Genomic DNA, 13,356 nt, shown 5'->3' with positions numbered 1-13,356 from the left:
CCGTGGACGAGGAGAGGGGCAGCGGGGATTAGCCCATCTCCTCCAACGCCTTGCCCTTGGTCTCCTTGACGTACCTGAGCACGAAGGGGATCGAGAGCACGGCGAAGACCGTGTAGATGATGTAGGTGCCGGAGAGGTTCCAGTCCGCGAGGGACGGGAAGCTGGCGGTGATGGCCCAGTTGGCGATCCACTGCGCGGAGGCGGCGACGCCGAGGGCCGCGGCCCGGATCCGGTTGGGGAACATCTCGCCGAGGAACACCCAGACCACCACGCCCCACGAGAGGGCGAAGAAGAGCACGAAGACATGGGCGGCGACGAGGGCCACGACGCCCTGGGTCTCGGGCAGCTTGCCGTCCACGAGGTCGGCGGAGAAGGCCCAGGCCTCGACGGCGAGGGCGATCGCCATGCCGACGGAGCCGACGAGGGCGAGCGGCTTGCGGCCGACCCGGTCGACCAGGACCATCGCGATCACGGTGCCGATGATGTTGATGATCGACGTGGTGAACGAGTAGAAGAACGAGCTCGACGGGTCGATGCCGACGGACTGCCAGAGGGTCGCGGAGTAGTAGAACGCGACGTTGATGCCGACGAGCTGCTGGAAGACCGAGAGTCCGATGCCGACCCAGACGATGGGCAGCAGCCTGAAGCGGCTGCCGGCGACGAGCAGGTCCCTGAAGGTGGACTTGTGCTCACTGCGCATGGCCCGGTCGATCTCGGCGACGCGCGCGTCGAGATCGACGCCGTGGCCCTCGACCTCGGCCAGGACCTCCTTGGCGCGTTCGGTCTTCCCCACGGAGATGAGGAAGCGGGGGGACTCCGGGATCGCGAAGGAGAGCATGCCGTAGAGGAGGGCGGGCACGACCATCACGCCGAGCATCCACTGCCAGGCCTCCAGGCCGCCGATCTCGCCGCGCTGGTCGCCGTCGGCGAGCTGGAGGATGCCGTAGTTGACCAGCTGGGAGATGGCGATGCCGATGACGATCGCGGCCTGCTGGAAGGAGCCCAGGCGGCCGCGGTAGGCGGCGGGGGCGACCTCGGCGATGTACGCGGGGCCGATGACGGAGGCCATGCCGATGGCGAAGCCGCCGACGATCCGCCAGAGGGCCAGGTCCCAGAGGGCGAAGGGAAGCGCGGAGCCCACGGCGCTGACGGCGAAGAGCACCGCGGAGATCTGCATGCAGCGGATGCGGCCGATGCGGTCGGCGATCCGGCCGGCGGTCGCGGCGCCGATGGCGCAGCCGATCAGCGCGATGGCGATGACCTGGGCGAGGGTGCCGGAGCCGATGTCGTAGCGGTCGCGGATCGCCTCGACGGCACCGTTGATGACGGAGCTGTCGTAGCCGAAGAGGAAGCCGCCCATCGCGGCGGAGGCCGTGATGAAGATGACGTGGCCGAGGTGGTCCGGGTGGGCGGCTCGGCCTTCGGAAGGCGGCGGCGTGGGCGCCTGCGCGGTGTGGGGCACATGGACTCCTCGGTGGGGGGCAAGCCCTTCCAGTGGCGCACAACATCGCGCCGCCCACCACGTGAAGGTAAAAGCAACGTTGCAGAGACTATGCCTTCAAGTTTCTAAGTCAATAGCCGATGTCATGTGACTTAATAAGCACTAGAAGGTGGCTTGAGTTCAACACTTGAAGAGATGGCTGGGGATGCCCTCCTCAGCGCAGTCGCTGGCTGATCACCTTCGAGACGCCGTCACCCTGCATCGACACGCCGTACAGCGCGTCCGCGACCTCCATCGTCCGCTTCTGATGGGTGATCACGATCAGCTGCGAGGACTCCTGGAGCTCCTGCATGATCCGGATCAGCCGCTGGAGGTTGGTGTCGTCGAGCGCGGCCTCGACCTCGTCCATCACATAGAACGGACTGGGCCGCGCCTTGAAGATCGAGACGAGCAGCGCCACGGCCGTCAGCGAGCGCTCGCCGCCGGAGAGCAGCGACAGCCGCTTGACCTTCTTGCCGGGCGGGCGGGCCTCCACCTCGACGCCGGTGGTGAGCATGTTGTCGGGGTCGGTGAGGATCAGCCGGCCCTCGCCGCCCGGGAAGAGCCGGGAGAAGACGCCCTCGAACTCACGGGCCGTGTCCCGGTACGCCTCGGTGAAGACCTGCTCGACCCTCAGGTCGACCTCCTTCACGACCTGAAGCAGATCGGTCCGGGTCTTCCTCAGGTCCTCCAGCTGCTCGGAGAGGAAGCGGTGCCGCTCCTCCAGGGCCGCGAACTCCTCGAGGGCCAGCGGGTTGACCTTGCCCAGCTGGTGGTGGGCCCGTTCGGCGGCCCTGAGACGCTTCTCCTGCTCCGATCGGATGAAGGGGCGCGGCTCGTCGCCACCCGCGTCCTCGCCGTCGACGGCGGGCGAGGGCGGTACGGGCTGCTCCGGGCCGTACTCGGAGACCAGCGCGGTCGCCTCCACACCGAACTCCTCCAGGGCCTTCGCCTCCAGCTGCTCGATCCGGAGCCGCTTCTCCGCGCCGAGCACCTCGCCCCGGTGGACGGAGTCCGTCAGCTTGTCGAGCTCGGCCTTGAGATCCCTGCCCCGGGTCCGGGCGGCGGTCAGGCCCTCCTCCCGGTCGGCCCTCGCCGCCTGGGCCGCGACCCGCTCCCGCTCGGCGCGGACGAGGGAGACCTCGACATGGGCCAGGAGCCCGCGGGCTCCGGCGGCGACCGCTCCCGCGACCCGCTCCTCGTGGCGCAGCCGTGCCCGGCGCTGCGCGGCCCGCTCACGTGCCTCCCGTTCGGCGCGGGCGGCCCGGTCGAGCGAGTCGGCCCGTCCGGCGAGTGCCTTGACCCGCTCCTCGTGGGTGCGGACCTGGAGCCGCGCCTCCATCTCGGTCTGGCGCGCGTGGGAGCCGTCGATGGCGAGCCGGTCGCGGGTGGCGGTGTCCGGCTCCTCCTCCCCGCCGTCGCCGAAGGCGGCCGCCTCCTGGGCCACGAGCAGCCGTTCGGCGAGTTCCTCCGCCTCGGCGGTCGCCTTCTCCAGGGCCTCCTGGGCGCGGGCGGCGGCCGCCGCGGTCCGCTCCGCCTCCCCCGCCGCTCCCCTGGCCTGTCCGGCGAGCCGCCCGAGCTGCTGGGCGACCGCGGACTTCTCCCGTTCGGCGGTACGGCGGCGGGTGTCGAGTTCCTCGACGAGCGCGGCGGCGGTGCGGCGGCGCTCGTCGGCCGCGTGCTGCGCGGCCGTCAACTCCTGGCACCGCACTGCCAGTTCTTCGAGCTCGGCAGCGGCCTCGGCGACCGATGCCTGGACTTCGAGAAGGCTCGGGGCGCCGGCGGAGCCGCCCTGGGCGAAGTGCGCCCCGAGCAGGTCGCCCTCGGCGGTGACGGCGGTCAGCGCGGGCCGGGTCCTGACCAGTTCGGCGGCCTCGTCCAGATCGCCGACGACCACGATTCCGGCGAGCAGGCGGCGGACGGCGCCCATGAGGTCCTCGGGTCCCCGCACGAGGTCGGCGGCGTACGGGTGCCCCTCGGCCGTGGGCCGCGTCTCGGGGGAGGGATCCGGTTCCGGGGCTCCGGCCAGGAGCAGCGAGGCGCGGCCCGCGTCCTGCTTCCGCAGCAGGCGGAGGGCCTCGGCGGCGGCGGAGGGCCCGGAAGCGGCGACGGCGTCGGCGGTCGCCCCGAGGGCCGCGGCGACGGGAACCTCGTATCCCGGGGTGACGGTGAGGAGCTCGGCCGCCGGGCCGAGGAGCCCGCTGAGTCCGGCGGTGAGGAGCGCTCCCGTGCCGTCCTTGCGGCGCAGTCCGAGCGCGAGGGTGTCGTGCCGGGCCCGGGTCGCGGCGCGGCGGCGCTCGGCGGTGGCGGAGGCCTCGCGGGCGGCGCTCAGCGCGGTCTCCGCCTCGGCCAGTTCGCGGCGGGCGGCCTCGTACCGCTCGCTCTGCTCGGTGTCCTCCGCGTCGAGGCCGTCCACCTCCGCCCTGAGCTGCTCGTACTCCTCCTGGGCGGTGACCGCCCGGTCCCCCGCCTCGTCGCGGGCGGCGGCGAGCCGGTCGATCTCGGCCTGGGCGGAGGAGGCCCGGGAGCGGGCGGCGTTGACCTGGCCGTGGAGGCGGGCGAGCCCCTCACGCCGATCGGCGAGGGCGCGGGCGAGGTCCTTGAGACGGCGTTCCTCGGCCGTCAGAGCCTGTTCGAGCTCGGCGCGGTGGGCGACGGTGTCCTCGAGGGCGCGCTCGGCCGCCTCCAGGGCGGCTTCCAGCTCCGCCTCCTGTTCGCGGACGCGGGCGGCCTCGCGCTCCAGGTCCTCCGGGTCGCGGCCGCGGCGTTCCTCGGCGGGTGCGGCGGTGGCGCTCTTCACCCGCGCGTCGGCCAGCGAGACCGTGCCGCGGACGCGTTCGGCGAGCTGGGAGAGGGCGTACCAGTTCTGCTGGGCCCGCTCGACGCGGGGCACCAGGGCGCGGGCCTCCGCGTCGAGCTCGGCCTCGCGGGCGAGCGCTGCCCGGAGCTCGTTCTCGGTGGCCTGTTTGCGGGCGAGGAGGGCGGCTTCGTCGGCGACCTCGGCGGTGAGGGCCCGCTGGAGGTGGACGAGGTCGTCGGCGAGGAGGCGGAGCCGCGCGTCGCGCAGGTCGGCCTGGATGACGACGGCGCGGCGCGCGACGGCGGCCTGGCGGCCGAGGGGCTTGAGCTGGCGGCGCAGTTCGTCAGTGAGGTCCTGGACGCGTGCGAGGTTGGCCTGCATCGCGTCCAGTTTCCGGAGCGCCTTCTCCTTGCGCTTGCGGTGCTTGAGGACGCCGGCGGCCTCCTCGATGAAGGCGCGGCGGCCCATCGGGTCGGCGTGCAGCACGGAGTCGAGCTGTCCCTGCCCGACGATGACGTGCATCTCGCGGCCGATGCCCGAGTCGGAGAGCAGGTCCTGGAAGTCGAGCAGCCGGCAGGTGTCGCCGTTGATCTGGTACTCGCTGCTGCCGCCGCGGAACATGATCCGGGTGAGGGTGACCTCGGCGTAGTCGATGGGCAGCGCGCCGTCGGAGTTGTCGATGGTGAGGGAGACCTCGGCACGGCCGAGCGGCGGGCGCCCGGTCGTGCCGGCGAAGATGACGTCCTCCATCTTGCCGCCGCGCAGCGACTTGGCGCCCTGCTCCCCCATGACCCAGGACAGGGCGTCCACGACATTGGACTTGCCCGATCCGTTGGGGCCCACGACACAGGTGATTCCTGGTTCGAACCGCAGGGTCGTGGCCGAGGCGAACGATTTGAATCCGCGGAGGGTCAGGGCCTTGAGGTGCACCCCGGGGACTCTACCGGGGCGTGTGCGTTTCACCCGCGAAGGTGCAGGGCAGATCCTCGGGTGAGGAGAGGTGGGACAGGGGGGAAACGGCGGGTGAAAGAAAGAAGGGACGCCGAAGCGTCCCTTGCATGCCCGGCTCTGTCGGCTGGGTGTCCAGTCGGCTGTGCCGTCATGAGTGTGCGGTCAGCCGTGCCGACGCGATGTTTCCGAGCCGGCCGTGCCGGCGAGAGTGTTTCCCACCTGGCCCCGAGGGGCTGAGTGTCAGGTGAGCGCAGGCTCCGCCTGGGGTACGTCGAGGTCGATGCTGTTCAGCAGTGACTCTCCCTGGTGCTGAGCGGCGGCAGCGGCAAGCGAGTCGTTCTCGGACTGGATCCGTACCAGCTCGGATTCCAGGTCCTGGACGCGCTGCTGAAGCCGTCGCATCTCGGCGAGGAGTCGCGGGTCGGAGCCGCCGACGTAACCGAGAAGCGCCTTTGCCATGATGGATGGTCCTCCACAATGAGTGACCGACCGAAGCGGTTGGGTCGTGAGGGATTTCGCACCCGCGGTGCTCGGCAGTACTGCTCGTCGTGCCGGTTCCACTGCCAAACAGCTAAGGTGCGCGGGGATTCCAGAGTCTCACCAAAAAGTTTGACGGTCAACACGATCACGCCCGTACGAAGGGGCTACCGAGGAGTCCACAGCCGCTCAGGGGGCGGCGGGGCCTCGCAGACTCGGTGCCTCGGGGCGTCGCGATCTTCCTTGTCCGGCAGCCTTCCATGACGGGCGCTTCTTGGCAACCACCAGGAGCTTTCCCCGTCGGACACCTGTTACGGCGCGTCCGCGCGGCGCCTCTCCCGGTCACCGGGAGAGGTGTCGGAGCGTGATCGTCAGCGGATGGCGAAGCCGTCGTATCCGCCGCGCGGGGTGGCCCAGATCTCAGTGACGCCGTCCACTCGCCCGGGTGTGTCGTCGGAGTGGAGCCAGGCGAGCAGACGGTGGCAATTCTCACGCGCCCCTTCGGCCACGATCTGCACCCGGCCGTCGTCGAGGTTCAGGGCGAAGCCCACCAGGCCTCCGATCTCCAGTGCGTTTGCCCTGGTGAACCAGCGGAAGCCCACTCCCTGTACCCGGCCGCGCACCCAGGCGGTCATCCGTACGTCGTCGCTCATGCCTGCACGCTAACGGGCGGATTGCCAGATCAGCACATCGCCCCCGCCGCTCATGGACTACAGTCCCGACCGAACACGCCTCACCCGTTCGGGGGCGCACTGTTCGACTGGCGGGCCGCAAACGGTACCGACAGCAAAGATCAGCAAAGGCCAGCAGGACCAGCAGAGGAAGGCAGACCAGATGGGACGCCACCGTCGCGCCGGAGCCGCACCCGCCGCAGAAGACTACGCGGAGGGCACGGACCGCCGGCAGCGGGGTACCCGCCGCAAGCGGCGCGGTGCGCCCGTGCGTACCGGCCTGCTCGGAGCCTCCGCGGCCGTCGCGCTCGGCGCGGTCGCCGTCGCCTCGGGCCTGCTCCCGGGCGGGGACACGTTCACGGTCGGCAGCGCCGGCACGAGCGAGCGCCCGGTTCAGTCCCGGCAGGCCCCGGAGCTGACGACGCAGGGCGGGTCCACGCAGACCCCGGCCGGCGACTCGGGCACCACCCGCACCAGGGCGAGCACGGGTACGGACACCGGCAAGGCGGCCGCGCCGTCGGCCACCCCCTCCAGGAAGCCGACCCCGAAGGCGACGCCGAAGGCCACGCCCAAGGCGACCCCGAAGCCCACGCCGACCCCGACGAAGGTCGCGAGGACCAAGCCCGCCGTCCCGAGGGTCACGACCGCGCCGTCCACGAAGGCCCCCGCGCCGAAGCCGGACCCGACGACCGAGGCGCCGGTCGAGAAGACCTCGGCCCCCTCCACCGCCGACCGCGGCGTGGCCGCCGAGGCGGAGGTCCTCCGTCTGGTCAACGTCGAGCGCGCCAAGGTGGGCTGCACGCCGGTCAGTGCGGACGCGCGGCTCGCGGCGCTCGCCGGGGCGTTCAGCGCGGACATGGCCGCCCGCGGCTTCTTCGACCACACGGACCCTGACGGGGACACCCCGTGGGCGCGCGCGGAGCAGGCGGGCATCACGGGCCTGGGCGGCGAGAACATCGCCCGCGGCCAGGCGGACGCGGCGGCGGTGATGGAGTCCTGGATGAACAGCGACGGTCACCGCGCCAACATCCTGAACTGCGAGTTCACCACCCTCGGCGTCGGCGTCCACTTCGCTGACGGCGGCCCCTGGTGGACCCAGGACTTCGGCCGCTGAGCCGGCGGGGCGGCTGACACACGCGCACGAAGGGCCCCGTCACCGGGAAGGTGACGGGGCCCTTTCGCGTACCGGAGCACCTGTCGTCGTACGCGCCGAACCGCGCACCCGAGCGTGCGCCGAAGCGACTGCCGACGCGTCAGGCGGCGGCCTTTCCGGCCACGAAGGTACGGGTGGTCAGGGCGACGCGGCGACCGAGGTGCTCGGCGGTGGCGACATCCGCCTTGTGGACGCCCTCGGGGCCGAGGTCGCTGAACGTCTGGGCACCGGCGCCGGAGAAGAAGCCGAGGCGGTTGAGGTCGTTCTCGGAGGAGTCGCTGGTGTTCCAGCCGGGCTTGAGGCCGAGGTTGATCCAGGTCATGCCGTGCTGGCCGGCGAGGGTCTGGAAGAACTGCAGGGTGTGCAGCTTGTCGCCGCTCTTGGAACCGGAGTTGGTGAAGCCGGCGGCGAGCTTGTCCAGCCACGCGTCGGCGAACCAGCGCTTCGAGGAGGCCTCGGCGAACTGGTGGAACGCCCCGGAGGCGGTGCCCATGTAGGTCGGGGAGCCGAAGACGATCGCGTCGGAGGAGTCGAGCAGCTCCCACTCGGCCTCGGTGATCCCGTCGACCTTGATCAGGTGGACGGTGGCGCCCGCGTCGGCGGCGCCGTCGCGGACGGCCTCGGCCAGGACGGCGGTGTGGCCGTAGCCGGAGTGGTAGGCGATGGAGACGACGGGGGTGGTCACAAGGGGCTCCTCGAACAGGTCTGGGGGACGACCAGAAGTACAGCACTAACTTTTCGATAGCGCAACCCTATGGTTAGCGCACTCCTGGCAGTGAGCGCTGCGCGGGAGTACGGTGGAGGGCATGACTGACGACCTCGCCTACGACGTGTTCGCGCGGGCCTGTCCCTCGCGCGGCACGCTGGAGCATGTGACGGGCCGCTGGGGAAGCCTGACGCTGGGCGCCCTGCACGACGGGACGTTCCGGTTCAACGAGCTGCGGCGCCGGGTCGACGGCGTGAGCGAGAAGATGCTGTCCCAGACCCTGCACGCCCTGGAGCGCGACGGCCTGGTCCATCGCGAGGCGCAGCCGACCAACCCGCCGCGGGTCGACTACCGGCTCACCCCGCTCGGCCGCGAGATCGCGGAGCGGCTGATCGGTCTGATCGAGCTGGTGGAGGGCCGGATGCCGCAGGTCGAGGCGGCCCGGGAGAGTTACGACGCGGAGCGCGAGGCTCCCGTCGGCGCCTGAGCCCGAGGCCGCGCCCGCGCTTGAGTCCGAGCCCACGCCTGCGCTTGAGCCCAGGGCCCGCGCCCAGGGCCCGGGGTCAGCGCCTGAGCCCGGGGCCGGATCGGCGCGTCGGGCCGGGTCGACACCCGGGACCGCGCCGGCGTCGGAGCGTCAGACGCTCGTGCGCGGCGGGCGCTGGCAGCGCGGGCAGAAGTAGCTGGAACGGTTCATCCACGCCCGGCGCCGCATCGGCGTACCGCACCGGTGGCACGGCTCGTCCTCGCGCCCATAGGCGTCGAGCGAGCGGTGGAAGTAGCCGGACTCGCCGTTGACGTTCACATAGAGGCTGTCGAAGCTGGTGCCGCCGACCTCGAGGGCCGCGTTCATCACGTCCCGGACGTGCCCGAGGAGTTCCGCCGAGCGCGGTCGGGTCAGGGTGGCGGTCGGCCGGTCGTAGTGCAGCCGGGACCGCCAGAGCGCCTCGTCGGCGTAGATGTTCCCGACCCCGCTGATCAGCGACTGGTCCAGGAGAGCCCGCTTGACCGTCGTACGGCGCAGCCGCAGCGCGCTCTGGAACGCGGCGTCGTCGAACTCGGGGTCCAGCGGGTCACGGGCGATGTGCCCGATGACGTCCGGCAGTCCGTCGGGAGTCTGGTCGTGGAGCGAGAGACCGCCGAAGGTGCGCTGGTCGACGAAGCGGAGCTCCGTGCCGGTGGTGCCCGCGGCGGAGTCGCTGTCGGACGCCGCGAAACGGATGCGGATGCGGAGGTGCTTCTCGTCGGCGGCCTCCTCCGGCTGGACGAGCAGCTGTCCGCTCATGCCGAGGTGTCCGAGGACGGAGGTGCCGGTGTCGGCCAGCGGCAGCCAGAGGTACTTGCCGCGCCGCCGCGCCACCCCGAAGCGCTGCCCCTCCAGCCGGGCCGCGAAGTCCGCGCCGCCCCCCGGATGGCGCCGTACGGCCCTCGGGTGCAGCACCTCGACCTCGGTCACGGTCCGCCCGGCGACCCAGCGTTCCAGTCCGCGCCGGACGACCTCGACCTCGGGCAGCTCGGGCACGGGACTCCTCCGGACGAACGTCTTCGACAGCGGTTCAACCCTACCGGGGGCGAGCCCGCGAGAAGGACGGGAAAAGACGAGAACCCCGCCCTGGGGCGGGGTTCTCGGGAAGCGAGGGATGCGGCCGTCAGGCCGACGCCCGGTGGGCGGTCGAAGAGGGGTCGGTGACCTCTCCCGTACCCGCCTCGGCCGCGGCCTTCGCCGCCGCCACGCGTTCGTCCGCCGCCGCGCGAATCTCGCGCCACGCGGACTCCGCCGCCTGCTGTTCCGCTTCCTTCTTGCTGCGGCCGGTGCCGGTGCCGTACGAGACACCACCGACGCGGGCGGCAGCAGTGAACGTCTTCTCGTGGTCCGGGCCCTCTTCGGAGACGAGGTACTCCGGCACACCCAGGCCCTCGGCCGCGGTGAGTTCCTGGAGACTGGTCTTCCAGTCCAGGCCGGCACCGAGGTTCGAGGACTTCTCGATCAGCGGGTCGAAGAGCCGGTGCACCAGCTCGGACGCCGCATCGAGGCCCTGGTCGAGATAGACCGCGCCGATCACCGCTTCAAGGGTGTCGGCGAGGATGGACGCCTTGTCCCGACCGCCCGTGCCCTCTTCGCCCCGGCCGAGCCGGATGAAGGAGCCGAGTTCGAGTCCGCGCCCCACGTCCGCCAGCGCACGCGAGTTGACCACCGCGGCCCGCAGTTTGGCCAGCTGGCCTTCCGGCAGGTCGGGGTGGGTCCGGTACAGCGTGTCCGTGACCACCAGGCCGAGCACGGAGTCCCCGAGGAACTCCAGACGCTCGTTGGTGGGCAGACCGCCGTTCTCGTACGCGTACGAACGATGGGTCAGCGCACGCACCAGAAGGGCGGACTCGAGCTGATAGCCGAGCCGCCCTTCCAGAAGCGTGTGGGACGAGGCATGGTCCGTCTTGTCGTCCGTCTTGCGGGACTCAGACATTGCGCCTCTCACCAGCCCAATCAGACCGAGAGGACCTGGCGCTTGTTGTAGGTGCCGCAGCTCGGGCACGCGATGTGCTGCAGCTTCGGCTCCTGGCAACGCTCACACGAAACCAGGGTGGGGACCGCAGCCTTCCACTGCGACCGGCGGTGGCGCGTGTTGCTGCGCGACATCTTCCGCTTCGGAACAGCCACGGCTACTTCTCCTGCTTCTCGGCGGCGCTTCGGACGTCCCCGTCAGAGGCATTGCCGCTCATGTTGTCCTTCTCATCGGTTCCCAGCGAACCGGCGAGTCCCTGCAGTGCCGCCCAACGAATGTCGACGGCGTCGTGGTGGTGGTCCGGGTTCTCGTTCAGGTTGGTTCCACACTCGGAACACAGACCCGCACAGTCCTCCCGGCACACCGGCTGCATCGGCAGTGCGAGCACCACCGCATCACGCAGCACGGGTTCGAGGTCGAACATGCCGTCCTCGAGGGGGATCATGTCCTCGTCGGCCTCGGCTTCGTCGTCCGCGGCCGCCTTGGAGCGGCCCCGGTCGTCGGAGTCGGGGTACGAGAACATCTCCTGGAAATCCACGTCGAGCGACAGCTCGACGGGCTCCAGACACCTTACGCACTCCCCCTCGGCCGATGCACGGGCGGTGCCTGTGACAAGCACCCCTTCCATGACCGACTCAAGACGGAGATCGATTTCCACCGGAGCGCCCTCGGGCACCCCGATCACCCCTTCGACGCCCAGATCCCTGGGGGCCTCGATCGAACGCGAGATCCGCTGGAGGGCACCAGGACGCCGCCCCAGCTCGTGTGTGTCGAACACGAGGGGGTTGCGGTGGTCGAGGCGCGTGCTCAGGGTTCTTCCTGCTTTCGAATCGTTCTGCGTCGTGGGGAGGCTGCCAGACGTGGGCAGCAAGGATCGCGGACATACGCGCGACCGAAGAGCCAGGATACTGGACGCTTCGCTCAGGGCCCAATCCGGGCCTTGAGGACCATACGGCCCCGCCCTACTGCCCCTGCTCGTAGCGGCGCAGCTGATCCAGGTCGATCATGCCCGTGTCGAAGAAACTGGTCTCGTCGAGCGCGGCGGTCTGCTGGGGGTGCCCCTGCGGGTGGCCCTGCTGCTGGACGGGCTGCTGGTACGCGTACGGGTCCTGCTGCTGGTAGCCGTACGGGTCGGCCTGCTGCGGCTGCTGGTACGCGTACGGGTCGGGCTGCTGCTGGACCTGCTGGTAGGCCGCGTACGGGTCGGGCTGCTGCTGCGCCTGCTGGTAGGCGGCGTACGGGTCGGGCTGCTGCTGGGCCTGCTGCTGGGCCGGGATCTGCACCGGCTCCGGGTCGGAGAGCTCCGCGAGTCCGGCCAGATAGTCCGAGTCGCTGGTGTGCACCGTGCCGCCGAGACCGTCCTGGGCGGCCATGTGCTCGCCCAGGGCGTCGCTGGCGATCCGGCCGTGCAGCTTCTGCCGGCCCCGGCCGACGGCCTCCAGGGTTTTGCTGAGCACCGCCTCGAAGGCGCCGAGCTTGGCGTCGACGTACTCGTCGGCCCGGTGGATCAGGGTCTGCGGGTCGGAGCTGTACTCCGGTGCGTCCTCATCGGCGTAGCCGTTCTGGTCGAGGCCGGGACCGCGGCCGAGGAGCTTCTCGCGTCCGCGGTCGACGGAGCCGATGGTCTTGTTGAGGACGACCTCGAAGTTGGCGAGCTTGGAGTCGACGTAGTCGTCGGCCTCCGCGCGGACCTCCTCGGCCTCGCGGCGGGCCTCGGAGAGGATCCGGTCGGCCTCCTCCTGCGACTGCCGGGCGACCTGGGTGTCCGAGACGATCGAGCCGCGCTCGGCGTGGGCGGCCTCGATGATCCGGTCGGCCTCCTGGCGGGCCTGCTCGACCATGTGCTCGCGGCCGCCGATCAGCTCCTGGGCCTGTGCGAGGGAGCCGGGCAGGGCCTCCCGTACCTCTTCGAGCAGGGCGAGCAGCTCGGCCCGGTTGACCACGCAGGATGCCGACATGGGCATGGAGCGGGCGCCCTGCACGGTCGCGACGATCTCGTCGAGCTTCTTCTGTACGTCCACCGGGTGCTCGCCACTCTCTACAGCTGGATGGAGACGGACGGGACGACTGTAAGGGCAGTCGGTGCCCGTCCGACACCAGGTGACGGAGCGTCAGCGGCGGTGGCCGCGCGTCACCTCCGCGCCAGTCGCTCGGTGAGCCGGGGAAGGACCGTCGGCGGGACCAGGTGGGAGACGTCGCCGCCCCAGGCGGCGACCTCCTTGACCAGCGAGGAGGACAGGAAGCTGTAGGTCGGGTTGGTGGGGACGAACAGGGTCTCCACGCCCGTGAGGCCGTTGTTCATCTGCGCCATCTGCAGCTCGTAGTCGAAGTCGCTGACGGCGCGCAGCCCCTTGACGATGGCGGGGATGTCACGCTGCTTGCAGAAGTCGACGAGCAGCCCGTGGAAGGACTCCACCTCGACGTTGCCGAAGTCGGCGGTCACCTCGCGGATCAGCTCGATCCGCTCGTCGACGGTGAACAGGCCCTTCTTCGACTGGTTGATCATCACCGCGACGTGTACGACGTCGTACAGCTTGGAGGCTCGGGCGATGATGTCGAGGTGTCCGTTGGTGATGGGGTCGAATGACCCCGGACAGACGGCGCGGCGCAACTTGGG

At 70.9% G+C, this 13,356-nt stretch carries 13 protein-coding genes; 2 read left to right on the top strand and 11 right to left on the bottom strand.

The window, feature by feature from the left end; translation table 11 throughout:
• Positions 1-28: 28 nt before the first annotated feature.
• From IE311_RS08235 to IE311_RS08220, 4 genes are all read right to left on the bottom strand, one after another.
• Positions 29-1,462 carry a sugar porter family MFS transporter gene (locus IE311_RS08235; RefSeq protein ID WP_189830909.1) on the bottom strand — a complete coding sequence of 478 codons (1,434 nt, stop codon included), beginning with the start codon at positions 1,460-1,462 and terminating at the stop codon, positions 29-31.
• Positions 1,463-1,655: 193 nt separating this feature from the next.
• The gene (gene smc, locus IE311_RS08230; RefSeq protein WP_189830908.1) at positions 1,656-5,210 is read right to left on the bottom strand and encodes a chromosome segregation protein SMC; all 3,555 of its coding nucleotides are present in this window, start codon (positions 5,208-5,210) and stop codon (positions 1,656-1,658) included.
• 261 nt (positions 5,211-5,471) lie between these two features.
• Positions 5,472-5,690 (bottom strand): hypothetical protein, encoded by a 219-nt coding sequence (locus IE311_RS08225; protein WP_015036455.1) that lies wholly within the window; start codon positions 5,688-5,690, stop codon positions 5,472-5,474.
• A gap of 389 nt (positions 5,691-6,079) precedes the next feature.
• Positions 6,080-6,361: an acylphosphatase gene (locus IE311_RS08220; RefSeq protein WP_189830907.1), complete on the bottom strand. Its 282-nt coding sequence runs from the start codon at positions 6,359-6,361 to the stop codon at positions 6,080-6,082.
• Positions 6,362-6,542: 181 nt separating this feature from the next.
• Here IE311_RS08220 and IE311_RS08215 point away from each other — a divergent pair, with 181 nt between their 5' ends.
• Complete coding sequence (locus tag IE311_RS08215) at positions 6,543-7,493, top strand: CAP domain-containing protein (protein ID WP_189830906.1); 951 nt, start codon at positions 6,543-6,545, stop codon at positions 7,491-7,493.
• Between the two features lie 139 nt (positions 7,494-7,632).
• Here IE311_RS08215 and IE311_RS08210 read toward each other — a convergent pair whose 3' ends face one another.
• Positions 7,633-8,217 (bottom strand): flavodoxin family protein, encoded by a 585-nt coding sequence (locus tag IE311_RS08210; protein ID WP_189830905.1) that lies wholly within the window; start codon positions 8,215-8,217, stop codon positions 7,633-7,635.
• Positions 8,218-8,338: 121 nt separating this feature from the next.
• Between IE311_RS08210 and IE311_RS08205 the strand changes: the two genes are divergently transcribed.
• On the top strand, positions 8,339-8,725 hold the full coding sequence (locus IE311_RS08205; RefSeq protein ID WP_189830904.1) for a winged helix-turn-helix transcriptional regulator: 387 nt from the start codon (positions 8,339-8,341) through the stop codon (positions 8,723-8,725).
• Positions 8,726-8,875: 150 nt separating this feature from the next.
• Here the strand turns inward: IE311_RS08205 and mutM are convergent, their stop codons facing one another.
• From mutM to coaD, 6 genes are all read right to left on the bottom strand, one after another.
• The gene (mutM, locus tag IE311_RS08200; RefSeq protein WP_189830903.1) at positions 8,876-9,760 is read right to left on the bottom strand and encodes a bifunctional DNA-formamidopyrimidine glycosylase/DNA-(apurinic or apyrimidinic site) lyase; all 885 of its coding nucleotides are present in this window, start codon (positions 9,758-9,760) and stop codon (positions 8,876-8,878) included.
• A 127-nt stretch (positions 9,761-9,887) separates the two neighbouring features.
• Complete coding sequence (gene rnc, locus IE311_RS08195; protein WP_189830902.1) at positions 9,888-10,700, bottom strand: ribonuclease III; 813 nt, start codon at positions 10,698-10,700, stop codon at positions 9,888-9,890.
• A 20-nt stretch (positions 10,701-10,720) separates the two neighbouring features.
• Complete coding sequence (gene rpmF, locus IE311_RS08190; RefSeq protein WP_015036448.1) at positions 10,721-10,894, bottom strand: 50S ribosomal protein L32; 174 nt, start codon at positions 10,892-10,894, stop codon at positions 10,721-10,723.
• A 2-nt stretch (positions 10,895-10,896) separates the two neighbouring features.
• Complete coding sequence (locus tag IE311_RS08185) at positions 10,897-11,550, bottom strand: YceD family protein (RefSeq protein ID WP_189831036.1); 654 nt, start codon at positions 11,548-11,550, stop codon at positions 10,897-10,899.
• 151 nt (positions 11,551-11,701) lie between these two features.
• On the bottom strand, positions 11,702-12,760 hold the full coding sequence (locus IE311_RS08180; protein WP_189830901.1) for an ATP synthase F0 subunit B: 1,059 nt from the start codon (positions 12,758-12,760) through the stop codon (positions 11,702-11,704).
• Positions 12,761-12,870: 110 nt separating this feature from the next.
• Positions 12,871-13,350, bottom strand: coding sequence for a pantetheine-phosphate adenylyltransferase (gene coaD / locus IE311_RS08175; protein WP_189831035.1), 480 nt, complete (start codon positions 13,348-13,350; stop codon positions 12,871-12,873).
• Positions 13,351-13,356: the final 6 nt, after the last annotated feature.

The organism is Streptomyces zaomyceticus (genome assembly GCF_014656215.1).
Lineage (GTDB): Bacteria > Actinomycetota > Actinomycetes > Streptomycetales > Streptomycetaceae > Streptomyces > Streptomyces zaomyceticus.
This window is presented reverse-complemented; position numbering and strand designations above follow the sequence as displayed.